Source organism: Methanobacteriaceae archaeon (genome assembly GCA_013403005.1).
In the GTDB taxonomy this organism is placed as follows: domain Archaea; phylum Methanobacteriota; class Methanobacteria; order Methanobacteriales; family Methanobacteriaceae; genus Methanobacterium.
In genome coordinates this window covers 61,336-85,958 of sequence record JACBOA010000006.1, presented here as the reverse complement: position 1 = coordinate 85,958, position 24,623 = coordinate 61,336, and the positions used below count along the sequence as shown (strand labels likewise).

The 24,623-nt window shown below is 40.8% G+C and carries 24 protein-coding genes; 10 read left to right on the top strand and 14 right to left on the bottom strand.

Annotated features, from left to right (window positions below):
• The first annotated feature begins 89 nt into the window (after positions 1 to 89).
• The 3 genes from HVN35_05890 to HVN35_05880 are packed head-to-tail and all read left to right on the top strand — an operon-like array spanning position 90 to position 4,919.
• A complete protein-coding gene (locus HVN35_05890; GenBank protein NYB52069.1) occupies positions 90 to 533 on the top strand; it encodes a hypothetical protein in 444 nt (147 codons plus the stop codon).
• Positions 520 to 1,863: a restriction endonuclease subunit S gene (locus tag HVN35_05885; protein NYB52068.1), complete on the top strand. Its 1,344-nt coding sequence runs from the start codon at positions 520 to 522 to the stop codon at positions 1,861 to 1,863. The genes HVN35_05890 and HVN35_05885 overlap by 14 nt, the downstream gene beginning before the upstream one ends.
• Entirely contained in the window at positions 1,860 to 4,919 is a 3,060-nt protein-coding gene (locus HVN35_05880) for a type I restriction endonuclease subunit R (GenBank protein ID NYB52067.1), read from the top strand. Before HVN35_05885 ends, HVN35_05880 begins: the two co-directional genes overlap by 4 nt.
• 86 nt (positions 4,920 to 5,005) lie before the next feature.
• On the opposite strand, the gene HVN35_05875 is transcribed toward HVN35_05880, so the two are convergent.
• From HVN35_05875 to HVN35_05860, 4 genes are all read right to left on the bottom strand, one after another.
• Entirely contained in the window at positions 5,006 to 6,526 is a 1,521-nt protein-coding gene (locus HVN35_05875; GenBank protein NYB52066.1) for an AAA family ATPase, read from the bottom strand.
• A 77-nt stretch (positions 6,527 to 6,603) separates the two neighbouring features.
• Positions 6,604 to 7,980 carry an Asp-tRNA(Asn)/Glu-tRNA(Gln) amidotransferase subunit GatA gene (gene gatA / locus HVN35_05870; protein NYB52065.1) on the bottom strand — a complete coding sequence of 459 codons (1,377 nt, stop codon included), beginning with the start codon at positions 7,978 to 7,980 and terminating at the stop codon, positions 6,604 to 6,606.
• Between the two features lie 181 nt (positions 7,981 to 8,161).
• Positions 8,162 to 8,794 carry a thioredoxin family protein gene (locus HVN35_05865; GenBank protein NYB52064.1) on the bottom strand — a complete coding sequence of 211 codons (633 nt, stop codon included), beginning with the start codon at positions 8,792 to 8,794 and terminating at the stop codon, positions 8,162 to 8,164.
• A 161-nt stretch (positions 8,795 to 8,955) separates the two neighbouring features.
• Positions 8,956 to 9,735, bottom strand: coding sequence for a DUF1624 domain-containing protein (locus HVN35_05860; protein ID NYB52063.1), 780 nt, complete (start codon positions 9,733 to 9,735; stop codon positions 8,956 to 8,958).
• Between the two features lie 299 nt (positions 9,736 to 10,034).
• On the opposite strand from HVN35_05860, the gene HVN35_05855 reads away from it, so the two are divergent.
• From HVN35_05855 to HVN35_05830, 6 genes are all read left to right on the top strand, one after another.
• The gene (locus HVN35_05855) at positions 10,035 to 11,018 is read left to right on the top strand and encodes an alanine dehydrogenase (GenBank protein NYB52062.1); all 984 of its coding nucleotides are present in this window, start codon (positions 10,035 to 10,037) and stop codon (positions 11,016 to 11,018) included.
• A gap of 90 nt (positions 11,019 to 11,108) precedes the next feature.
• Positions 11,109 to 11,273, top strand: coding sequence for a hypothetical protein (locus tag HVN35_05850; protein ID NYB52061.1), 165 nt, complete (start codon positions 11,109 to 11,111; stop codon positions 11,271 to 11,273).
• Positions 11,274 to 11,413: 140 nt separating this feature from the next.
• Complete coding sequence (locus tag HVN35_05845) at positions 11,414 to 11,710, top strand: hypothetical protein (GenBank protein NYB52060.1); 297 nt, start codon at positions 11,414 to 11,416, stop codon at positions 11,708 to 11,710.
• A complete protein-coding gene (locus HVN35_05840; protein ID NYB52059.1) occupies positions 11,710 to 11,997 on the top strand; it encodes a hypothetical protein in 288 nt (95 codons plus the stop codon). The genes HVN35_05845 and HVN35_05840 overlap by 1 nt, the downstream gene beginning before the upstream one ends.
• 231 nt (positions 11,998 to 12,228) lie before the next feature.
• On the top strand, positions 12,229 to 12,861 hold the full coding sequence (locus tag HVN35_05835) for a LysE family transporter (GenBank protein NYB52058.1): 633 nt from the start codon (positions 12,229 to 12,231) through the stop codon (positions 12,859 to 12,861).
• Between the two features lie 137 nt (positions 12,862 to 12,998).
• Positions 12,999 to 13,787: an HAD family hydrolase gene (locus HVN35_05830; GenBank protein ID NYB52057.1), complete on the top strand. Its 789-nt coding sequence runs from the start codon at positions 12,999 to 13,001 to the stop codon at positions 13,785 to 13,787.
• 84 nt (positions 13,788 to 13,871) lie between these two features.
• Here HVN35_05830 and HVN35_05825 read toward each other — a convergent pair whose 3' ends face one another.
• The 10 genes from HVN35_05825 to HVN35_05780 all read right to left on the bottom strand — a co-directional run bounded on the left by HVN35_05825 (position 13,872) and on the right by HVN35_05780 (position 22,843).
• Entirely contained in the window at positions 13,872 to 14,495 is a 624-nt protein-coding gene (locus HVN35_05825) for a DUF1211 domain-containing protein (protein ID NYB52056.1), read from the bottom strand.
• Positions 14,496 to 14,519: 24 nt separating this feature from the next.
• Entirely contained in the window at positions 14,520 to 15,050 is a 531-nt protein-coding gene (locus HVN35_05820; GenBank protein NYB52055.1) for a hypothetical protein, read from the bottom strand.
• Positions 15,051 to 15,243: 193 nt separating this feature from the next.
• Positions 15,244 to 15,993, bottom strand: a complete 750-nt coding sequence (locus HVN35_05815) for a sugar phosphate isomerase/epimerase (GenBank protein NYB52054.1) — start codon at positions 15,991 to 15,993, stop codon at positions 15,244 to 15,246.
• 402 nt (positions 15,994 to 16,395) lie between these two features.
• Positions 16,396 to 16,677: a DNA-binding protein Alba gene (albA, locus tag HVN35_05810; protein NYB52053.1), complete on the bottom strand. Its 282-nt coding sequence runs from the start codon at positions 16,675 to 16,677 to the stop codon at positions 16,396 to 16,398.
• Between the two features lie 283 nt (positions 16,678 to 16,960).
• Positions 16,961 to 17,719 carry a response regulator gene (locus HVN35_05805; protein NYB52052.1) on the bottom strand — a complete coding sequence of 253 codons (759 nt, stop codon included), beginning with the start codon at positions 17,717 to 17,719 and terminating at the stop codon, positions 16,961 to 16,963.
• 47 nt (positions 17,720 to 17,766) lie between these two features.
• Complete coding sequence (locus HVN35_05800; protein ID NYB52051.1) at positions 17,767 to 18,510, bottom strand: response regulator; 744 nt, start codon at positions 18,508 to 18,510, stop codon at positions 17,767 to 17,769.
• Between the two features lie 115 nt (positions 18,511 to 18,625).
• Positions 18,626 to 20,143 carry a 2-isopropylmalate synthase gene (locus tag HVN35_05795; protein ID NYB52050.1) on the bottom strand — a complete coding sequence of 506 codons (1,518 nt, stop codon included), beginning with the start codon at positions 20,141 to 20,143 and terminating at the stop codon, positions 18,626 to 18,628.
• Positions 20,144 to 20,298: 155 nt separating this feature from the next.
• Positions 20,299 to 21,093, bottom strand: coding sequence for a DUF63 family protein (locus HVN35_05790; protein ID NYB52049.1), 795 nt, complete (start codon positions 21,091 to 21,093; stop codon positions 20,299 to 20,301).
• Positions 21,094 to 21,165: 72 nt separating this feature from the next.
• Entirely contained in the window at positions 21,166 to 21,813 is a 648-nt protein-coding gene (locus tag HVN35_05785; protein NYB52048.1) for a PHP domain-containing protein, read from the bottom strand.
• The gene (locus tag HVN35_05780; GenBank protein NYB52047.1) at positions 21,803 to 22,843 is read right to left on the bottom strand and encodes a DUF1786 domain-containing protein; all 1,041 of its coding nucleotides are present in this window, start codon (positions 22,841 to 22,843) and stop codon (positions 21,803 to 21,805) included. The genes HVN35_05785 and HVN35_05780 overlap by 11 nt, the downstream gene beginning before the upstream one ends.
• A 306-nt stretch (positions 22,844 to 23,149) precedes the next feature.
• On the opposite strand from HVN35_05780, the gene HVN35_05775 reads away from it, so the two are divergent.
• Positions 23,150 to 24,442, top strand: a complete 1,293-nt coding sequence (locus tag HVN35_05775; protein NYB52046.1) for a TrpB-like pyridoxal phosphate-dependent enzyme — start codon at positions 23,150 to 23,152, stop codon at positions 24,440 to 24,442.
• Positions 24,443 to 24,623: the final 181 nt, after the last annotated feature.

Here is a 24,623-nt window from a genome sequence, read left to right as displayed (position 1 = left end):
CAAATGAGAATGAATTTGAAAACGGGATTATGATGAGTTATAACTTTAATGAACTTAAAAATAGAGTGAATAAATCTATTAAAATGTTTATGAAAGAGGATAGCGCCCTTTTAAGAATAAAATCTAGCGAAAGATCAATAGCTCATAAATTGGCCGAGCATTTGCAAAGAGAATTTGTTGAATGGAATGTTGACTGTGAATATAACAGAGATAGTCATGATCTATCTAAATTAGATAGTAAAAGACTTAATTCATGGGTTACTGACTGTGAAGAAAATGAAAAGAAGAAAAATGGAACAACAGTTTATCCAGATATAATAATTCATCATAGACTTACTCGGGAAAATCTATTGGTCATGGAGATTAAAAAGACATCCAATAGAGATGACGGATCATGCGATAAGAAGAAATTAGAAGCTTTTATTAAAGAAAAAGAACTAGGATATCAATATGGTCTTTTTATTAACTTCAAAGTAGGTAATTCTATTGGAATTGAGGAATTGAAGTGGTATAGAACGGATGAATATGAATGAAGAGAATTTTAAAGAAACCGAGATAGGATTGATTCCTGAGGATTGGGATTTCGTTAAATTGGAAAAGCTAATTAACATTAAACATGGATTTGCTTTTAAAGGAGAATATTTTTCTGATGAAGAAACTCCAAACATTCTTCTAACTCCAGGTAATTTTAAAATTGGTGGAGGTTTTAATGATTCAAAATTTAAGTACTATAATGGAGAAATACCAGAAGATTATGTTTTGAATGAAGGAGATATTATAGTTTCAATGACTGATTTAAGTAAAGAAGGCGATACATTAGGTTATTCAGCTAAAATTCCATTTTTAGAAGGTAAAAAATTTTTACATAATCAAAGATTAGGTTTAATCATTCCCATATCTGAGGAAGCATATCCTGACTTTATTTATTGGAAATTGAGAGATAGAAACTATAGACATTGGGTTTTGGCTTCAGCAAGCGGTACTACAGTTAAACACACTTCTCCCTCAAGAATTTTAGGATTTGAGTTTGCTTTACCCCCTAGAAATGAACAAAAGAAGATAGCAAGCTTTCTTTCAGTTCTAGATTACAAAATCGAACTCAACCACAAGATGAACCAAACCCTGGAAGCCATAGGCCAGGCCATCTTCCGGCACTGGTTCGTTCACTTCGAATTCCCCGACGAAGAAGGCAGGCCTTACAAGTCCAGCGACGGGGAGATGGTTGATTCTGAGTTAGGTCAGATTCCTGTGGGGTGGGAAGTTCAAGAAATTGGAAAAGTTATTGAAACTACTGGTGGAGGAACACCTTCAACAAAAAAAGAAGAATATTGGGAAAAAGGAGATATTCAATGGTTCTCGCCCCGTGATATCACTGCAAATAATCAAATATTCATAACAGAATCAGAAAAGAAAATTAACGATTCAGGGCTAAAAAACAGTTCTGCCAGAATATTTCCACCTCACTCATTGATGATGACTAGCCGAGCAACCGTTGGCGAATTATCAATCAATACTACTGAAGCCTGCACCAACCAAGGTTTCATTACTTGTATTCCTAACGAAATTTTATCCATATTTTACCTCTATTTCTGGATAAAAATGAATAAAGAGAACATCATTTCTTTAGCCAGTGGTTCAACCTTTAGAGAAATAAATAAATCAACATTTAGAAGCTTAAAAATACTTATACCCGATAAAAATATTATCAAATTATATAACAAACTCATTAATCCTCTTTTTAGTCAAATTGAGAGTAACCAAACTCAAAATATAAAATTATCCAAAATCCGCGACTCACTCCTCCCCAAACTCATGTCCGGTAAGATAAGAATAAAACCTCCTAAGGAGGCCACCATAAAATGAGAGGACTCAACGAGGACATGGTGGAACAGGAAGCCCTAAAAATCCTCCAGGAATTGGGCTATGAAATTCTGCATGGTCCGGATATCTCTCCCGATGGCACGAATCCTATGCGGGAGCTTTACAGTGATGTGGTGTTGGTGGAAAGATTAAGGGAAGCAGTTTATCGTCTGAATCCTGACATTCCCCCCACTGCTAGGGAAGAGGTGGTCCGTAAGGTGTTGAGAGTGGAGAGTCAGGATCTTCTCACCAACAACCAATCCTTCCACCGTATGCTCACTGATGGGGTGGATGTGGAGTACCGAGCAGATGGTCGGGTGGTATATGATAAGGCTTTGCTCTTTGACTTTGCCCGGGCAGAGAATAATGACTTCCTGGCAGTGAACCAGTTCACAGTTATTGAAAATGACCATAACCGCCGTCCAGATATAATTCTTTTTATTAATGGACTTCCCTTAGTGGTGATTGAACTTAAAAACCCCACTGATGATAAGGCAACTTTGGAGAAGGCCTATCAGCAGCTTCAGACTTATAAATCCCAGATTCGTTCTTTGTTTGATTTTAATGAGATTTTAATCATCAGCGATGGTATGGAAGCCCGGGCCGGGACTTTGACCAGTGATTTCCAGCGTTTCATGCCCTGGAAAACCATCACTGGTGAGAAAGACGACCTTCTCACCATGCTGGAGATGGAGGTCCTCCTCAGGGGAATGCTCAACCAAGAAGTCCTCCTGGATCTCCTCCGCCACTTCATAGTTTACGATGAAAGCGAAGCTCAAGTTAAAAAGAAGATGGCTGCTTACCACCAGTACCACGCCGTGAACAAGGCAGTGCAGGCCACTTTAAAGGCAGCAGGACCTGGAGGGGATCAAAGGTGTGGGGTGGTCTGGCACACCCAGGGATCAGGCAAAAGTCTGATCATGGCCTTCTACGCTGGTAAACTGGTCCTGGAAATGGACAACCCCACCCTGGTAGTTTTAACAGACAGAAACGACCTAGACGACCAGCTCTACAGTACCTTTGCTTCATCCAAGAACATCCTTAGACAGGAGCCAGTACAGGCCAGGGACCGGAGGCACATCCGGGAACTTTTGCAGGTGGCCAGTGGAGGTATTGTATTCACCACCATCCAGAAATTCCTACCCGAACCCGGAACTGAATACCCAACCCTATCCGAGCGGAGAAATATTGTGGTCATAGCTGATGAGGCTCACCGCAGCCAGTACGACTTTATAGATGGCTTCGCCCGTCACATGCGCGACGCCCTCCCAAATGCATCCTTCATTGGATTCACAGGCACTCCCCTGGAGAGGGGTGATAAAAATACCGTGGCTGTCTTCGGGAATTACATTGATATCTATGATATTGAACAGGCAGTGGAGGATGGGGCCACCGTACGCATATACTACGAGAACCGCCTGGTGAAGTTGGACCTTAAGGAGGATGAAAAACCCCACATCGACCCCCAGTTTGACTTCGTAACCGAGGGCCAGGAAATGGAAAGTCAGGAGAAATTAAAAAGCAAATGGGCCCGGATGGAGGCCATTGTAGGGAGTAAAACCCGCATCAAACGTGTGGCCCAGGATGTGGTGAACCACTTCCAGCAAAGACTGGAAGCCATGGATGGTAAGGGTATGGTGGTCTGTATGAGCCGCCGCATTTGCATCGAACTCTACCAGGAGATCATCAAGCTCCGCCCAGATTGGCACCATGATGACGATGATCAGGGCTTCCTGAAGGTGATCATGACTGGCAGTGCCAGCGACCCCCTTAATTGGCAGCCACACATACGCAACAAACCCCGCAGAAAACACCTGGGAGATGTTTTCAAGGACCCGGATTCATCTTTTAAACTGGCCATTGTCCGGGATATGTGGCTCACTGGCTTTGACGTGCCCAGCCTGCACACCATGTACATTGATAAACCCATGCAGGGACATGGCCTGATGCAGACCATAGCCCGGGTTAACCGTGTCTATAAAGACAAGGAGGGTGGTCTTATCGTGGATTATCTGGGAATAGCCACTGAACTTAAAAAGGCCTTATCCCAGTACACCGAGGGTGGGGGAAGGGGAGAAATAGCCTTCGACCAGGAGGAAGCTGTGGCTTTGATGATGGAAAAATACGAAATAGTCAGCGCACTCTTTTATGGATTCCACTACCAGGGATTCCAGAAATCCACTACAAGTGATAAGTTGAAATTAATGCGGGATGGTGCTGAATTCGTTCTGGGACAGGAGGATGGTAAAAAACGTTGCTTGAAGTATGTGAATGAATTATCCAAGGCTTTCTCCCTGGCAGTGCCCCATCCCCAGGCCATGAAGATAAGGGATGATCTGGCCTTCTTCAAAGCTGTGCGAAATTACATAGTTAAGGTCACCGGTGCCCCCCAGGCACTGGAGGAGGATTTGGACCTGGCCATCCAGCAGATACTCAGTAAGGCCCTGGTTTCAGATGAAGTTGTGGATCTTTTCCAGTTAGCTGGTCTGAAAAAACCCGACATATCCATACTATCTGACGAGTTTTTGATGGAAGTTCAGGGCATGGAACACAAGAACACCGCAGCTGAACTACTGAAAAGACTCCTGAATGATGAAATAAAAACTATTTCACGTAAAAATGTGATCGAAGCGCGTTCCTTCGCAGATATGCTGGAGAAGACCATCAGACAATACCATAATCGTAGCATTGAAGCAGTGACGGTTATTGAGGAGTTAATAGAACTTGCCAGGAAAATGAGGGAAGCCCAGAGCAGAGGGGAAGATCTGGGATTAACTGAATATGAACTGGCCTTTTATGATGCCCTGGGAGTTAATGATAGTGCAGTTCAGGTTTTAGGGGATGAGGTATTAAGGGAAATAGCTATGGAACTGGTTAAAACCATCAAGAATAATATAACCATTGACTGGACCTTAAGGGCGAGTGTTCAGGCTAAGATGAGGGTGGCTGTGAAGAAAATCCTCCGCCAGTATGGTTATCCGCCGGATAAGGAGAAATTAGCAGTTAAAACTGTGCTGGAACAGGCCACACGTATCTGTGAGGACTGGGTTGCTGCTTAAGTAAAGACCTCCCATGCAAGTTTCAGATTAAAAAAGATAATTCAGTTAATTATATGATAAAAAAGAATCTGTGACTCGATTAATCCTTATTTTATACAAAAACCCTTTAATATTTCATCATAAGATGGATATCCTGTGAAATATGGTTTCTGAGCCATCTTCACTATTCCCTCAACATCAAGATGTTGTTCAACTGTTTCCATGGCTTTCTGGCAGAAGTCCTCCAGTTTTATCTCCACCTCCGGGGTTCCTCCCCGAGTTGCTAGCTGGGCCTTGGGAACTAATCCCACCCAGTCAAGTCCTGTAGTGTTTTTAAGATATTTTGAGGCGGTTTCAGCTATTCCTTCATGGTAAACCTTGTTCAGGATCACTCCGGCTGTTTTTATACCTAATTTTTTACACATATCCACGTGGGATGCCAGATCAACTGCTGCAGTTTCAATACCTCCCTTGTTGCATCCTGTTACCAGGAGAGTGGGGATGTTACCGGCTCTGGCTATTTCAGCAGCTGAAAATGGAGTTTTTTCATTTAAAAGTCCGGTGAATATGCTCATTACCCCCTCTATTAGTATAAGATCATAATTTCGGCCTTCTACATCCTCTAAGATTTCTTGTAGGTCTTTCCATCCCAGGCCACCGATCTGGATGGATGAAAAGATCTCCATTTTCTCCTTATTCAGGTAGAGGGCGGGTACCAGGTCCCTTATATCCGGACCAACCTTCAGCACTGCCACCCGGTAACCTTTTTTGCGTAGCACTCCCACCAGTCCAGTGGTGAGGAAGGTTTTCCCTGAGTCTGAGCCTGTGCTGACTATCATGAGAAAAGGTGGTGTTTTTGAGGTGTTATTTGCTGAGGATGTCAAGTGATAATCTGGTTTACCCGAATAAATATCCCATCCTATCCCTATTTCTTTTTTGATCTTTTTTACCAGTTCCTGGTTAGCCAGTTTAATCTCCTGAAAATCCTTTTCACCAGCATCCAAGTAGTGGAGGATATTATCTCTTAGGGATGGGTTTTCATCCAGTGATGCGTGGACCATGGTTCCCACCACATTCCCCTCATCATTACGAACACCGGAGAGTATTTTTCGGGGATTTTCCGTGTAGTCTGTTCTTTTAACCTTTGAATAGAATACTGGTGGTGCATCACCCCTTATATCGCCATAGGTGTGGCAGTGAAAACCTTTGACCTTTTCTCCCACCATTCCCTTAGTTAAAAAGGATTCATCCACTACCTCAGCTTCCACCCGGTCTGTGCCTATCAGGGGATGGAAGGTGACATCCAGTATTCCCAGTCCCTCTCTTTCCACTGGGCAGGGAGATTTGCGTCCGATATCGGTTTTTTGTGATAGTACCTGGAATCCGGAGCACATTCCCAGTATGAATTTCCCCTGACTGTCCATTTTTCGGATGACAGTTTCCACCTCTGGGCTGATGCTCAGTGATTCCATGATACTCCCCCCAGGGAGTATAAGACCATCCAGGACTTTATGACCTTTTTTACCATTGACCAGCCCGTTATCCTTTAATAGGTGGGTGGGGAGTTCTCCGAAGTTCTCGAAGTTGGGTAGTGATCCTGCAACATACAGTATGCCTATTTTTTTCATGGGGATTCTCGGATATTTTTTATTTTTCGCTCAACCAGATTCTTTTAACTCTAGAAAAAGAATGGAGAATAAATAAGTTAATTAAGTGATTCCTGAGCTGCCATTAACTGAAGGATCCTTTCATCATCCAGTGGTTTGGCCTGGAATTGCATTCCCACTGGGATTCCCTTCACATCCCCGGCAGGGGTGCTGGCTGCGGGTATGCCTGCCAGGTTGGCTATAACGGTGAGTATGTCGTAGGCATACATTTCCATGGGTTCCAGTTCTGTGCCCACTTTATGAGGTAGTTTTGGGACTGTGGGACCGACCAGCACATCAACATCTTTCAAGAGCCTGGTTATTTCCTTTCTTATGAGTGATCTGGCTTGTAATGCTTTTTTATAGTATTTTCCACTGTATTCTTTCTGGCTGATGTAGGATCCCATGTGTATCCGGCGCAGTACTTCTTCGCCACACACTTCTTCGATTCGTTCACCATACTTTCGACCATCATATTTTCGGGTGGCTGAGAAGAACTCCACATAGTTTATGAGGTAGTAGGTGGGCAAGCATAATTTAAGATAATCGAAGTTTAATTCCACCACTTCAACCCCCACACCCTGCATCTGGTTGATGCGATCTTCAATAATATCTACTATCGCCTCGTCGGATACCTCAAAGAATTCCTTCACTACACCCAGACGCATGCCTTTAAGTGCATCTTCAGGATCAGCTATATTTGTGGTAAACTCGGGCACCTCCCATTCAATGGTGGTGCACTCTCTAGGGTCTGGTCCGGCTATGGTTTCCAGCATTAGGGCCACGCCACCGGCATCCCGGGAAAATGGGCCGATCTGGTCGAAGCTCATAGCCAGATCCAGTAGTCCCTGCCTGCTTACCCCACCGTAGGTGGGTTTGAATCCCATCACCCCACAGTGAGAGGCAGGGTTACGAATGGAACCTCCGGTGTCTGAGCCCAGGGCAAGGTCGCACATCCCGGCAGCCACTGCTGCAGCACTACCTCCACTGGAACCCCCGGGTATTCTGCCAGGGGCTGCGGGATTATCAGTAGGTCCGTGGAAGGATGTTTCAGTGGAACTTCCAGCTGCGAATTCATCCATGTTGGTCATTCCTATGATTATACCATCTTCAGCCTTTATTCGTCTGATTACCGTGGCATCATAACTTCCCAGGTAGTTTTCCAGTGTTCGTGAGGCTGCGGTGATATGGAAATCCTCCACATTGATGTTACTCTTAATTCCCACAACCAGCCCAGCCAGCTTTCCTACTTCCTGGTTCTTTTTGATTTTTTCATCTATCTCATTGGCCTTTTCCATTGCAGCATCAATTTTCAGTTCTACAAATGCATTGATCTGAGGATTATCCTTTTTTATTCGTTTAATGAATCCTTCTAGGTTTTCTGATGCTGTTGTTTCGTGATGGCGAATTGATTGTGATTTTTCTAAAATATTCATGGTTCCCACCTGTTATGTGAGTAGTAATTTTGTGATTTTTTGGTGATTACATGCTTTGATCTGGAAAAAGAATCTTATTATAGTTACCATTCTACCCTCCAATTGATAATCATTAGATTAAATAGTGGAAATGATTATGTAAAATAAGGTAAATATTCCACTAGAAGGGATTTTTAATCCATCATATCTTTAAAAAGTTCATTAACTCGGCAGAATTCATATAACCCTCATTTCTACGGATTTCTTTTCCATTAGCATCTAAAAGCACCAGAGTTGGAATTACATGAGTATTGAAGCGTTTGGCTCGTTCTGGATCTGTATCTACATTTATTCTCATAACTGAATATGCAGATAATTTGGATTTTACATCCGGGTTGGTCATGGTTTCTGAATCGAATTTCCGACATGCAGGACATCTGGGTGCGGAAAGCACAACCAGTACTGGTGCTTTAGCTGCCTGAATATCCGCAGGCATGATATCCAAGTAGGAAGAACTGCCCATGGAAGAAAAAGATCCACTTACCAAAATTGCTGCAAAAACAATTATACAAAGCACTGCAATTCCAATAAGTCCCTTGGATTGCTGGTCCAGATTATCTAAAAATCCATTATACGAGTTTTCTGGTTTATCAGCAGGTTCTTGATGATTATTTCTATCTATATCATTCTCTTTAAGTTTTTTATAATAGTCGTATTTATTGGCATAGTATTCTAATCGTCCCCCGCATTCACATTTTAAGTCAAAGTCTTCCGGGGATTCTCCATTTTTAAGCTCGTAGTAGCCATTACAATGGTCGCAGATTAAGTACGGCATCAGATCCTATTCCTATTCTAATTTTTAGATAAATTCACCTTTTATTTAGAAAAATGAAACCATCCACAGTGACTATATTTTAAATGCTTTCATTAATATGAATTCCAATGGTTCTATTATTCAAGCAGACTGCATTTTCACCCTATCTGTCTATTTTTTTACTATGGATGGAGTATCAAAAAAAGGTTTCCAATATCCACCACACCAAACAAGTACAGTATCAATATTAGAATGGGTTGGTGTATGAGGTAAATTAGAAGGGAATTTCTTCCCAGAAATGAGAATATCCTAATTATTATGTTTTTTGACAGATCAGGAAGTGTGTACTGCCTTTTATAATCTTTGTATAGGATGTTTCCGGCGAATAGGCCTATGGAAACCACCCCCAGCCAGGGGAGTAAGGGGAAATAGTCCACGGTGATAAATCCGGCGGGTTTCAATCCCAGCCATATGAACCAGGGAGTGGTGGCTGTGAAAAATGTTAAAATGAAACCAGCCATTATGAAAACTGTTCCCAGGATCAAGTTCAGTTGTTTTTTGTTTAAAAAGGGATATTCCAGGATTATAGCCAGTCCTATGAAATGCAGAACTCCAAAAACTATGAATTCCTGGGGGATTAAAAGCCAAGTGGCCAGGGTAACCAGAAGTCCCATGGAGAATATTTTAACTCCCCGTTTAAAATATTTTGGAAATAGGCTCTTTTTTTCATGGTCTCCCATTATTAGTTGTGCTCTGGAGTGGCTGAGAGTCAGAGATACTCCTACCAGGAAGAGGAAAATGAAAGCTGTGATGCGGGCAAAGTACCACCAGAATCCAGTGGTAACATTCAGAGTGATTATTCCAAAGTAGGCCAGATCAAAGATTAGATGGTATGAAACCATCATGACTATTGCCAGACCACGGAGAACATCAATTTCCCAGAACCGTTTATTTAAATCCATTCATATTCCTTCAGATTTGATTAGATTGAAACTTCATTCAATAGCTTGTAACTCCATCATTATGAATATCGTGTATTTTGACTGAGACTTGAATTTTAGAAAGGATTAAATAAATCCTTGTTTGTTGTGCTTTATAAAATCCACATACCCACCTTTTATTTCCTAAAAAGTGTTCTAATATGCACAAATAGTTAAAGTTAAATGTTCAGGATCCTAAACCATCCATTAATAACCCCTATTTGACTATCCTAAAAACTATACCCTAAGCATAGTTAATGTAATATCCAGAGGTGTAAAAAATGCCTGAAACTCTTCTCTTAAAACAAAGCGAAATTAAGGAACTTATTTCCATGAAAGAAGTGATTGATTCTGTTGAAACTGCTTTTAAGGCCTATGCACAGCGTGATGTGCAGATGCCTGCTAAGGAATATCTATTTTTCCATGAAGGAGATCTGAGGATCATGCCCTGTTACATCCGGACCCAGGAAGAAGCTGGAGTTAAATGCGTGAACGTGCACCCGCAAAATCCTCTAGAACACAAATTACCAACTGTTATGGCCATTATAGAAATGATAGATCCGCAAACAGGATTTCCCCTGGCAATCATGGACGGAACCCTGATCACAGATATGAGAACAGGAGCAGCTGCAGGAGTGGCCACTAAATACTTGGCAAGAGAAGATTCAGAGGTTTTAGGAATTATTGGAGCAGGTAAACAGGCTTACACTCAACTGATGGCCCTTAACGAGGTAATGGATATTAAAAAAGCCATGGTATTTTGCAGAACCTGCAGTACCAGAACTGATTTTGCGAAAAAAGCTACTGAAAGATATGGTTTTGAAGTGGAAGCCGTTGATACTGCTGAGAAGGCTGTTGAAAACTGTGATGTGATAGTGACCACCACTCCAGCCAGAAAACCAATTATTAATGCAGATTGGATCAGTCCCGGAACTCACATCAATGCCATGGGTGCTGATGCACCCAGTAAACAGGAACTAGAAACCCGCTTGCTCCTTAAATCAAAGATCGTAATAGATTCATGGGATCAGGCCAGTCACAGTGGGGAAATAAACGTTCCGGTGACCCAGAAAGTGTTAAAACAAAAAGATATCCATGCTAAACTGGGAGATATTATCATTGGCAATGCCACAGGCAGAGAAGGGGATGAAATAACCATATTCGATTCCACTGGACTGGCAGTTCAGGATGTGGTAACTGCAGGTTTGATTTACCAGAGAGCACGAGAACAGGGTCTGGGAACAGATTTTAGTTTTATGAGCTGAATAAATCAAATTTTTCCCTTTTTTAGATGAGTGGTTATTTTTTAAGTAAGATATATAGGTTTCAAAATTCAATTATATTATGGTGATTGAATGTACCATAAAGTTAATCGAACTGAAGTCCTCTATAAAATGGACCACATATTTGAACGCTTTAAATTCATATCAAGAAGTAGATCACTCAGTGATGAACAAATAAATAATATTGACTACCACCTATCAGAAATCATAGAAGTGCTGAATCAGTGCTCCGGATAAAGGTTTGAGGTGTTATGTTCATTCATTAGTGAAAAAAGAATCATTTATGCATCTTTAACCCATATAATTATTATTAAATTCACAACACCTCTAAATCAAGGGAGTTTTCAACTCAGAATAATAATCAAGAGGGGATGCCTGTGGGAGTAGCTTATGGTCCGGAATTCACAATTGCCCAGATAATTGCACTAGTCTTAATCACCCCCACCCTTGTTTACATGATAAGCGTGTGTAGAAAAGACGCTAGATGGAAATTTATTACCTATGCTGTATTCACCTTCTTTATATCCACTATATGTGCTCTTTTAAGAGAATTCTACGCTTTTGATACATTCAGAACATTGGAATGGATTTTCATATTATTAACTTCTGTTATATTTGCCTATGCAGCTTACAGATCCCATAAAAGTATTAAATCAATTGAAGAGGTAGCATAATGGCCACTGAGATTATTTTAATAAAAATTTTGGCTACAGTGGGTTTTCTAGTGGCTTTAGTGTACTCTTTATTAAATTACCAAGCCACCAAATTTGCCTCTGGAATCTGGCTTTTATTAAGCCTGGCCATGGGTATCGCATTTATTCTGTCATTAATCCGTACTGTGAAAGAGTTTGTAGTGATGAACGAACTGGAAGTGGTTAAAATATGCCTAATTCCCGTAGTTATAACCCTACTACTGGCCGCATCATTGGAATTAAAACGCAGCATCTTAAAACCACTTTAATGTCATTATAACAATAATATTATAATTGAATATCAGCAGACAACATAATTAAGATAAAAGAATTAAATATGATGATTATTGCTAATGTTTTATTTTAAGGGTGAAATCTCGAAAAAATAGGTTGTGAACCTTTTCTACTTTATAAATCCCTAAAAATAAGTTCTTTAGGTTTAAGCATTATTTTAACGAATTATTATATGATTTAATTGATTTGGAAAGTTGATGATTTATATGTGGATGGAAGTTATTTTATTCGCAGCCGCTTCTTTTTGGGTTGGTTTATCTGGTGCCATGGTCCCGGGACCCATGCTCACGGTTACCATCTCAGATTCCCTTAAAAAAGGATTTAGAGCAGGTCCTCTGGTGGTTCTTGGCCATCTTATGGCTGAAATAACCCTTATGATACTTTTAGTGCTGGGGCTTGGATGGGTAATCCGATCTGATATGGCCACCATGCTAATTGGAGGAATTGGGGGCATAATGCTGATCTATATAGGTTATACCATTGCTAAATCCCCCTTGCCCTCCGAAATCCCTGGCGAAGGGAAACCTGTGGAAAAACGCGGATCCGTTCTTAGCGGAATCATCACTAGTATAAGCAATCCTTACTTTTACCTATGGTGGGCTACTGTTGGCTGGGCTTTCATGCTAAAAGGAATAGAACTTGCAGGAATCATAGGAGTTTTAAGTTTTCTGACAGGTCACTGGGGAGCAGACCTGGCCTGGTACAGTTTAGTCTCATTTTTCACCGGGAAAGGACGTCACATTCTACCCGGGAAACGATACAGAATAATGATGATTATCTGTGGGGTTTTCTTAGTATTATTAGGATTTTATTTCATCTACTCCACTTTGATGGCTTAGATCATGCGGGTAATAAAATAAGGAGTTATAACATGTAAGAGTCAATTAATTTAGAAGTATTGTATTTTTTTGATTGAGTTTACTAGAATGTTAGTTGGAAATGTAAATATTTAAGTCATTGCTTCCTATTTAAGAACATGAAAGCGGTTGTTTTCGATAACTCCGGAACTCTCATTTCAAGGTACCGGGCTATAAAGGACATTGCCTCTGGAGTGATACTTGATGAAACCAGTTCCATTGACCTGGTGGATCAGAATCCCAGCCGGGCACTGGTGGTTTTGCAGACTGACCCTGCTAAATGCATAATCAATGCCCGCCCTCATCAAACTATTCATGAATTCATAACTCGGAACAATGTTCCTTTTGACATAAGCTACTCATCTTTAGATATTGATAAAAATGAATTCCTGGATCTTATAAAAAATGAGAAAGCCCAAGTTAGTGATATACAGGATACAATTAGGGCTGTTATTGACAAGAAATACAATGTTCAGATATGCAGTGGGTCTGGTTTCATTGTAAACATTGAAACTGGTGAAATAGAGTTTACCATTACTGCTGGTGGTAAAATATTCCCGGAAGTTACAGAGGTGGTGGAGGAACTTAAAAAAAGAGGTTTCCATATCTATGTGGCCTCTGGTGACCGGACTAAATCTCTGGTGGAGTTATCTAATTTCATCAATATACCCTCAGAAAATGTGTTTGGCACTGCTAATGCCAAAAGAAAGAAGGAAATTGTGCACGAACTTAAAAACAGATTCAAGGTGATGATGGTTGGAAACAGTGCCAACGACATCCTGGCCCTTGAAGAAGCAGATTTAGGTGTTTTAACTCTCCAGCAGGATGAAAACCCTCCCCAAAAAGTCATTGACGCTGCAGATGTTGTGGTGAAAAATATTAAAGAGATTCTAGAAATTGACTTCTAATCCATTCATAACCTTAATATTTAATTATATTCCTGATTTTAAACACTAATCCTTTTTAGAAAATTACATTAACCCTTTATCCACTTAATCGAAGAATTTCTTCATTAATGGTATTAACAGGTAAACACTGCTTGTCCAGCCATAACCATACTCTTTAAAAAAGGGGAGGAAGGTGAGGCCCATGGCAATTAGAGAAATAACCGGTAACATTAAATTGAGTTTTAAAGAAGATTTACCTGTTTCAATGGCAATTTCATCAACCAGGCCATTTTTAAGGGCGTGGCGCCAGTTAAGGAATAAGAGAAATCCTATGGCAAAGAGGTTTAAATCAAAAAATATGTTAGGAATCTGGAAATTTCCATACTCTCCCACGAAAAATGCTGAAAAAGGAACTAATGCCACCAAAAGCAACCATAAAATGATGATCCATAATAAAGTATTGTCTGCTTTTTTAATCCGGTTGAATTGAGCGTGGTTTATTCTCCAGAAAACAGCTAAGAGAATGAAACTTATGAAATAACTGTAAAAATTGGGTAAAAGATCCAGCAAAGCCTGGTAAAGAGCAGTTTCTGTGGGGTTAGAAATCGAAGGCACACTTATCCCCAGAACAAGAAGGGTCAATGCAATGGCGAAAATTCCATCAACCAGGGTTTCTATGCGCCTGACATTAATTTCTTCCGAATTTACAACCTTATTATGATCCTGCAACCCACTTTCTCCCTATTTTAAATTCTATAATGACCTTTCCAGGCTTTTAATAGCACTGCGAACTGCTCTGCCTTTTAAGACTTTGTATGCGGCTAAAAGGCTGAGGAGTAATAGGGGAATCAGAATATTCAAAACCAGATCTGCCCCCACGTTTCCCGGAGCATAATTAGAAGTGGCAAACATGTTAGTTATATGGACCATGGCCGCTCCCCAATAAAAAACAGATACTCCAATGACTGTGGCAGTCCAGAAATTACCTCTTATCCAGAAACATAATAATCCCAACACACCAAATGCTAGGTTAGTGAATCCTACCTCCATTTGGAAGGGACTTCCTGAGGACCAGCCGATATAGGCAGCAACCTGATCCGCGAAAAACAAATGACTTGCAAAGGCCCATAAAGAACCAAAACCAACAGTTATCACCAGGAAGGATAGAAGAAAAATTTCAATTATTCTTTTGAGGGTTAAAAATCTCTTAGAATAGAATTGAACCCCTAATATGATTAATGCTCCGATTATTCCCAATATTAACCAGGTGTAAGCCATTTCCATTCAAGAACCCCCTCAAATCTTACCTTATAATAACCACAAAATAACAATATATTTGCATTTCATCATCATTTATTTAATACCTTGTTCGTGGAGAAAAATGGAAAAATTTATAAACCATTTTCCATTTTAACCAGGAAAAATGCCAGCTCAAGCTTTAAAAATCCATTTAGAGATGAAAAATAGATACAATTAATTATTTTGACAGTTTAATCAGAGTATCCCTGCTTTTAAGAACATCAGCATAACTATTCAGTTCAATAATACCCCTTTTTATTCCGTTGATTAATCCCAGATCAAGTGTTCCCTCGCCTAATGGCAGATGCTGATCTTTCTCACCATTATTATCACTTAAATGATAATAGTAGATGTTTTGGAGTTTTAGAAACGATTCTGGATCTTTGCTGGTGTTTGCATGACCCCAATCCACAGTTCCATGGCATCCACATTGATCCAGGAAATAAGCATGCTCCTGGGCAGTGTTGCAGAAATAAGCATACCTATGAGGCATGTTCTCCACAGAAAATATAACACCCAAATCTTCAGCATAGCGGTTGGCTTCCTTGAGAGTTTCAATGGAATAATATTGAGCAATCTTCCTTATACGATCTTCTAACCGGTGAATCATACCAGGATGGGTGGTTATGGCCTTAGCACCAATCTTAGATGCTAGATCAAGAGTTTCTTTAAGTTGCAGGAGGGTTTCCTCCCTTATTCCCGGGTTTAAACTTGCAGGGTTAAGGTCAATGGTAGGGGTGTGCAAATAAACATCTAATTCATATGATGAGAAAATTTCCCATCCATTTTCCTGTTGGAGCGCGTGGCGAGGCCAGTAAGGACCTTCACATAGGATTTCTATCAGTTTAAAACCATCGGCAGTGGCCATATCCAGCCATTCCTCAAATGATTTCATAAATAGAGCTAGTGTGGAAAATCCGATTTTCATGTTAAGAGTTTTTACCAGACATTGGAGATATATTTTTCGAAGATTTTTTTAAATACCCTGTGGGCGATGAATAATTCTAAAAAAAATATGGTCTCAAATAAAATCTACCCGAGAAAACCCCCTCCAGAAAACTTAAGAAGAATTTTCAAGATATGAAACGATTATAAAACTTCTAAACTGAATGATAACCGTTTGATAATAATTTTATGGATGATGAGGCTGTCCAAAAATTTAATATTATTGATTTATTAAATTTTTCTTATTTCCTGATTTTAAGCTCTATTTGCCCTCATTTTTTCCATGGTTTGGAATTACTGTACAAGCTCTGATAATAAAAAAAAATTAGTAATAGCTCCCACTAAATACTCGATAAAAAAATAAAAACGGGAGGTTTTTAATTATTTACTGAAAATCCTTGGAAAGTTGTATCTCAATGGCTGAAACATTCGTGGATGTTCCTTCATTGCTCATAATTTCTTCGGTGCATATATCAATGCGTCCCACATTTACATCGGTTATGAACCTGTTTCTGACAATTTCTGCCACATCTACTGCTCGAGAAATTGCTCTTCCCCTTGCTTTAAGTATCACTTCAGATGTACCACCGTTCATCTGTGTTACAACTGCTAATACATAGTTCATTACCGGCTTGTTTCCAATGTACACTACATTTTCCTCTGGCATTCGCTTAACCTCCATTGATACACTATGGTCATCTAGTGTTAATAGTATTATATATATTTTGTGCACTAGCCCTTTTAAGGAAAAAACACCAAAAAAATCCCAGAAAGACCCCAAAAAATTCATTTAATCTTTTATTTTGGATAATCTCCTTGAATTATAGAATATCCCTTAGATGTCACTGCAATTTTTCAGGCCAATATGCTGGAAAAAAGCTTCCTAAAAAGAGTATAAGTTTAGAAAAAAAGTTTTAAATCAATATTTTAAATCAATATATATGTTAAGGTTATCTGATTTCACGGAATACTACCACGAAACCATCCATTTTGTTTTCAGAATCCATTATGGGAGTTACACTCCCACTGACTATTAACTTACTTCCATCTTTGGATTTCATGGATATATTTTCAAATTCTGATTTTTTTTCAGTGATAGTTTTCTCATCCAGTGGTATTTTATAATCCATTGCTTTGAATATATCCCGCACATCATTACCTAAAGCATCTTCTTCTAACCAGCCAGTGATATCTTCTGCCATTGAATTCATAAATCTTACCTGTCCCTGGGCATCTGTTGCTATAACTGCATCACTAATACTTCGAAGCATGGCCCCTAACCATTGATCATGCTTCCTGAGTCGTTTCTCTAATCTGTCCCGGTATAAGGTTATTTCTATGGCCGTGTTAAGTTCACTTTCTTCAAAGGGTTTGCGCAAAAATCCATAGGGTTGTTTTAGGATAAATCCAGATGGTTCGGTGACTTTAGCTCTCTGAACAGTTTTTTCATCGGAATAAGCAGTTAAATAGATGATGGGAATGCCCAGTTTAGATCGGATCTTTTCTGCTGCCTGGATACCATCCATTTCTCCCTCTAACTTAATATCCATAAGCACCAGATCCGGCTTTAATTCTTCAGCAGCCTTAATAGCTGCTTCCCCTGAAGAAACTATTGCAGGAACTTCAAATCCAACACTGTTAAGTGCTTTTTTAATGTCTTCTGCAGTTATCCGTTCATCTTCTACTATCATTATTTGTACATTGGCCATTCATTTGCCTCCCTACTGCAACCTAACTAATCAATGAACATCAGATTCTAGTTTTCATTAGTATTATCTACCTTAAAAGCCACCACGAGGCCGTTGATTCTCTGTTTATAATCTTTTATAGGAGTAACTGTGCCTTTTATCCTTACAGATGATCCTCCCCGAGATATTTCAGGACTCCCCTCCAGAAGTTCCTCTAAGGTAGATTCATCTTTTACTTCAGGTAATGGCAGGAAAACTTCCGCCAAATCTTTTCCCAATGCCTTGTCTTTATTCCATCCAGTTAATGTTTCAGCAAGAGCGTTTATAAAGCGAACCTGGCCAGTTGAATTGGTTGCTATCACTGCTTCACTGGTTTTGTGGAGTATGGTGGAGGAAATTTGATCGTGCTCTTTTTCCATTTGATGCCTGTATAGGGTAATCTCTATGGCTGCATGCAGTTCACTCTCTTCGAAGGGTTTGCTTAACATTCCCTGCCCTTTAACTAGGAAGCCTGATGGTTCGGTTAGTTTAGCCCTCTCCACAGTTTTTTCATCGGAATAAGCTGTTAGATATATGACTGGTATGTCCTGTGTTTTCCTTATGGTGGCAGCTGCTTCTATGCCATCCATTTCTCCTTCTAACTTAATATCCATAAGCACCAAGTCTGGTTCTAATCTCCTGGCCTGTTGCACGGCGTCTTCGCCTGTAGAACATATAACTGGTACTTTGTAACCTGCAAATTCCAGTCCTGCTCGGATGTCTTCAGCAGTGATTCTTTCATCTTCCACTACCAGAATAGTTGCACTGGTCATGTGTCTCTAGCTCCCAAGGATATAGAATATTTTAATCCTAGTATTAATTAGTTGGTTATTTATATAATCTATCATTTCCAGCATATAAGGATTCTAGATGCATTGCACATCAATTTCATCTTTCCATTAGTATTTTGTTTATGGCATCCAAAACTGCCTCTACACTGGCCATAACCACGTCTTCAACTGTGGATCTGCCTGTGGCACTGTTACCTTCACCATCTTCCAGTATTACAAATACCTCAGCCAGTGCATTGGTACCACCAGTTATGGCCTCAATATGATATTCTCTCAGTTCAATGTCCGCAGTTTCCCTCACCAAACTTTGTATGGCATTAATAGCTGCATCAACTGGTCCTACTCCAGTTTTAGCAGCTGTTTTAATCTTACCATCAATGTTTAACTTTACAGTGGCTGTGGGAAGTACATTGTCCCCAGTCATTACCGTGAACCCTTCTAATTTAACCTTTTCCTCTTTAGGCTTTCCTAATACTGTTTCAGCCAGTGCCTGGAGATCGGCATCCGTTACCATCTTTCCCTTATCCCCCAGCTTCTTAACCTGATCGTAAAGCATGCAGAACTGGTTTTCATCCATTTCAATACCATATTCATCCAGTTTGGACCTTATGGCCCGGGCACCAGTGTGCTTCCCCATTACTATACGGCGGGTGTGACCCACCATTTCTGGTTTGAGGGGTTCGTAGGTCTCGGCTTTCTGGAGCACCCCGTGAACATGTATTCCTGCCTCATGGGCAAATGCATTCTCTCCTACAATGGCCTTATTAGGGGGCATTTTCACCCCGGTGATTCTTGAAACCAGTTCTGATGTTCCCACCAACAGCTCAGTAGTGATGTTTGTTTTGATCCCATAGCTGGTTATAAGGGCCATTACAACCTCTTCTAAGGAAGTATTTCCTGCCCGTTCTCCTAAACCGTTTATAGTGGCATGAATCTGCTCTGCACCGGCTTCTACTGCCGCCAGACTGTTGGCCACTGCCAGGCCAAAATCATCATGGCAGTGAACACTTATAGGGATGCTTACCACATTTTTAAGGTCACTTACCAGTTTTCTCATTGATAAAGGGACCATTACTCCCACAGTATCCGGGACATTGATTACATCCACCCCTGCATCCTCCACTGCAGAGTAAATTTTTTCCAAAAAATCAAATTCTGTTCTGGTGGCATCTTCTGCCGAGAATTCAGCGATGATTCCATGATCTTTGATGTACTCCACTGCATCCACTGCTTTGGCTAGAATTTCATCCTGGCTCATATGTAACTTATATTCCCGGTGAAGGGGAGAAGTGCCTATGAAGGTGTGAATGTAATCCACATCAGAGTTTATTGCTGCGTCTAAGTCTTCCTGCAGTACTCTTGCCAAACCACATACCTGTGCATTGAGTCCCAGACTTTTAATTTCCCGGGCAGCTTTACTCTCACCCAGTGATGCTGCTGGGAATCCCACTTCTATAACATCCACTCCTAATCTGTCCAGCCTCTTGGCTATTCTGATCTTTTCATCCGGAGTTATGGCTACCCCGGGTGTTTGCTCGCCATCTCTGAGGGTGGTGTCGAATATTCGCACCTTTTCAGGTAATTTGATTTCTTCTAAAACATTTTCTATGTACATGGGCAGACCCCTTGTGGTTTGACCTATTGATTTGATCTTTAGATGGGACTTAATAAAAAAATTGTGTTAAAAAAAAGTTCCCACACTCCATGGATAGAGTCCATATTAAATACTTGATGAGACAATACTTGATGAGACTGGTTTTGTAGTTACATCTAGGTACCCATACCCAGACTCAGGAAGTTTCTCATTCCCGGTGCCAATCCTAGAATAAATATGGCCAATTTCAGCATGTTACGTATGGTTCTATCCTCAACATAAGTGTCGATAACATAGAGGGCGGGTAATATTACTGCTATTTTTAAGGGAAACATTACCATGGCGGTGTCTGCCAGTTGGGTGAGGAAATTAGGGAGAACGTGCTGTTCTCCGTAGCCATAATAATCCACTGCTATGAAGGTGGTGCTGGCATCGAATATGTGGGCCAGAAGTACACTTAAATTGAATTTATCCTTTAAGAGTCCCCATTTCAGACTTAGTAATATGAAGGGGGCAGATACCAAAGCCCATGATCCTAAAATCTGCAACACTGCCACCAAGTTGATATGCGGGGTGAAGTATACGTTGGGAATACAGAGTACTACCCCCACCAGGAATATAATATAACGGTAATCCCATCCAATCTTGCGTTCTATGAAAACCGCTGCTAAAAGTGTGATGATGGCTGAAATCCCGGTTAAAAGGTATATCCCAGGAGTTACCAGAATATAGGTTAGGGGATATATTCCATTGTCAACCAGGGCGCGTGCACTGGACCCGAAATATATGAAGGGGATTAGGGGAAGAAGAAGATCCTTAGGGTCTTTATCTATCCAGCGAAACATCCTTATGATTAAAAGAATAACCAGACCCAGTATTATGCCGAATACTATTGTATTTAAAGTGGTGTAACCCGGGTGCAGGTAGATGAAGTTCTCCTGAATATACTGTATGATAGAATCAAAGAACATGGCACTAGATAGAGTGTTAGAATATTTAAACTTATCTTAAATGTCTAATTAATTGTTAAAATGAATAATAACTTAAATCCGGCGGATCTTCTTATTTATAACCTCTTTCAGGATGAGTGGCAAAGGGGTGCGATCTCCGAAAACATTGGTCTTCCCGGACAGTATACCTTGAATAATACCATCCACTGAGAAATCTGCTTCCAGTTCGGTGACGCAACTTCCAATAGCCCCTAAAAAGTGGGCATCACTGGCACCTATCTGGGGTATGTTTTTCTCCTCAGCCATCTTTTTGGCCCTCCAGTTGGAATAACCAAATATGTAGCGAGAGTTTAGGGTTTCCATGGCATCTACATCCACATAGTTTACCTGAGTGAAGATACCTTCCCGGTAGCTTACAAAAGGATGGGCAGCTATGGCAATCCCCCCCTGAATACGGATTAATTCAACAGTGTCTTCTGGGGTTGTTCCTGCTGGTATTTCCTCACTGATACCTAGAGCCACGATATGGCCCTTGCTGGTGGAAACCTCCATGGCAGGTATGATGATGAGATCATCCATTTTTCCGAACTCTTTTAAAGCCTCCTCTGATCCCTTAAGCGAGTTGTGATCTGCAATGGCAATGGCATCCAATCCGATCTTGCGGGAATGTTTTACTATATCTTTCACCGAGGCAGTTGAGTCACCAGAGTGTGTGCTGTGAATATGAGGGTCAATGATCATTTATTTCTCCTTGCCGCGCCATTATTGCTTTTATCAGCCCCGCAGGTCCGGTCATCATCACATCTCCCCCAGGGGCTGCATTGTGAACTTGAAGATCTGTTTCAGCTAGTATTGAACGTTTTGGTCCGGTGGCCACCACGCATCCATATGAACCTATGCCCTCTACTGCCCATGCACCATGACCCCCCTCCTCATGAACCTCCTGGTGAGTTATATTACCTTCACAAAGCCTAAGAACAAGTTCTTCTATCCTCTTTGGAGTTAAAAGACTGGTGTGGTGTTCGAATACTCCATGTATCTTTCCATCGGTGAATGAAGCAGCCAGGGTATGTCCATTTCCCACATCCATGACCACATGATTATCCATTCCAGCAACCACAGGATCCAAAGCTGCTCCACATATGGATGCAAATTTGGAATCCATAATTAGAGGACGGTAGTCTTTAAACATTCTGAAAACTCCCTGCATGCGAGTGAAGTGTTCTGGAACCTGATTGAAGTATGAAAACTCCTCCGGAGTGCGTGGAACATCCAGTTTCTCTTTTATTTTCTGAAATCGGAAGTTTCGATCTCCTGTTCCTTCCTGATGTCCGTGGTCCTGCACTGCCACCCCCATATAGTCAAATTCAAGTTCCACATCAAATTGTAATAATGATTCCCGGATAGCTGATAAGTCAACATCTTTAAGCTCTAATTCTGCTATTTCAGGATGTTTTTCCCCTTCAGGAATGATTTCCACACCTATTGCTTTAACTCTTTCCAGGTCATCTCTCACTGTTCTGGCAGATTTTTCTGTCATTAGCACCCGATAACCCTTATCAAGGTGACTTTTTATGGCTCGATTTATGGGTCCGCCGCCCATGGTCTCTCCACTTAAAAAAAGATCATGATGATGTTTCCGTATCCGGTTTGCCATTATCCTGGTGGGAGATGGAAGAACCATTTTCACTGCATTTTCCATGGAATGGTTGGAATCATAAAGCATGATATCCTGAGTACCCGTACCCACATCTATTGCCAGAATTTTCATGTTATACATATATGTGTTCAGCTGCATTTAAGCAATACCAACAATGTACATATTTATACAACAAAGATTTAAATAGTACGCTAATTATATTTGTGTTTCAAACAAGTAAGACCAAGAACAGAACATATACCAAGACCATATTTAATAAAGCACCATTACACTTGAAATGCATGTTTAAGGAAGTTACATAAAACCAGCAACTTGGGTTTTTTTAGTTTTAAACCCATCTATAACCTGATTCAACAGATTGAATGATTGATAACTGAATTTTTTAAAAAAAAATGTAAATTGTTTGAGGTGTAATCCATGTACAGTGTGAAACTGACTGAAAAAGAAATACCTAAAAAATGGTACAACATTGCAGCAGACTTGCCAGTGGAATTCCCACCATACGACCAGACTGAAGATGGGAAACAACTGGAAAACTTGCCGAAAATATTCTCCAAGGGAGTGTTGGAACAGGAGTTATCCACAGAGCGATACATTAAGATACCCAAAGAAGTTAGGAATGTTTACAAACAGATGGGACGACCCAGCCCACTGACCAGAGCTAAAGCCCTGGAAGAACACTTGGACACCCCTGCCAAGATATTCTATAAAAGGGAAGACACCTCCCCCACTGGCAGTCACAAGCTGAACACTGCCATAGCCCAAGCATACTATGCTAAAAAGGACGGAGCTGAGCGTTTAACCACTGAAACCGGTGCAGGACAGTGGGGAACTGCCCTTTCACTGGCCTGTAACCTGATGGATATTGACTGTACAGTTTACATGGTTAAAGTTTCATTCAACCAGAAACCATACCGAAAAACCATTATGGAACTCTACAATGGTGAAATCTTAGCATCACCTACTGATAGAACAGAATTCGGTAGGAAAGTTCTGGCAGAAAATCCAGATCACCCCGGAACCCTGGGAGTGGCCATTTCTGAAGCAATTGAAGATGCCTTAAATGATGAAAAAGTTTACTACTCACTGGGAAGCGTTTTAAACCACGTCATGCTCCACCAGACTGTTATTGGCCAGGAAACCAAAAAACAATTGGAAATATTCGACGAGTCACCTGATGTGATGGTGGGATGTGTTGGAGGAGGTAGTAACTTTGCTGGAGCATTCTTCCCCTTCATTAAGGACCAGCTGGATGAGAAGATTGACTGTAAGTTTATTGCTGTGGAACCCGCCCACTGCCCCACCCTGACTCAGGGTGAATACTGCTACGACTTTGGAGATACCGCCGGACTCACCCCCCTCATCAAGATGTACAGTATGGGCCATGACTTCATTCCACCCGCAGATCACGCTGGCGGACTCCGTTACCATGGTATGGCCCCCTTAGTGGCACTACTGGTCCATGAAGGAATAGTAGAAGCAAGATCTGTCCAGCAAACCGATGTTTTCAAAAGTGGAGTGCTCTTCGCCCGAACCGAAGGAATCGTACCTGCTCCAGAAACCTGCCACGCCATAAAAACTGGAATAGATGAAGCACTTCTCTGTAAGAAGACTGGGGAAGAAAAGAACATTGTAATTAACTTCTCTGGTCATGGACTGCTGGATCTTGCCGGATACGCCGACTACCTGGATGGTAAAATTGTAGATTAACCATCCTTATCTTTTATTTTTTTTCTCTGGTGTTGTTCTTATTTAGACTGCAAATTCACTGATTTGGTAGATTAAACCTTCTATTTTTGCCTATTTCTTTTAGTCTTCCACTTCTCATGCACATTTGATAGCACTCTATTTATACCAGTTAGCCATATAGATCAAATGTGACTTTAAAAGG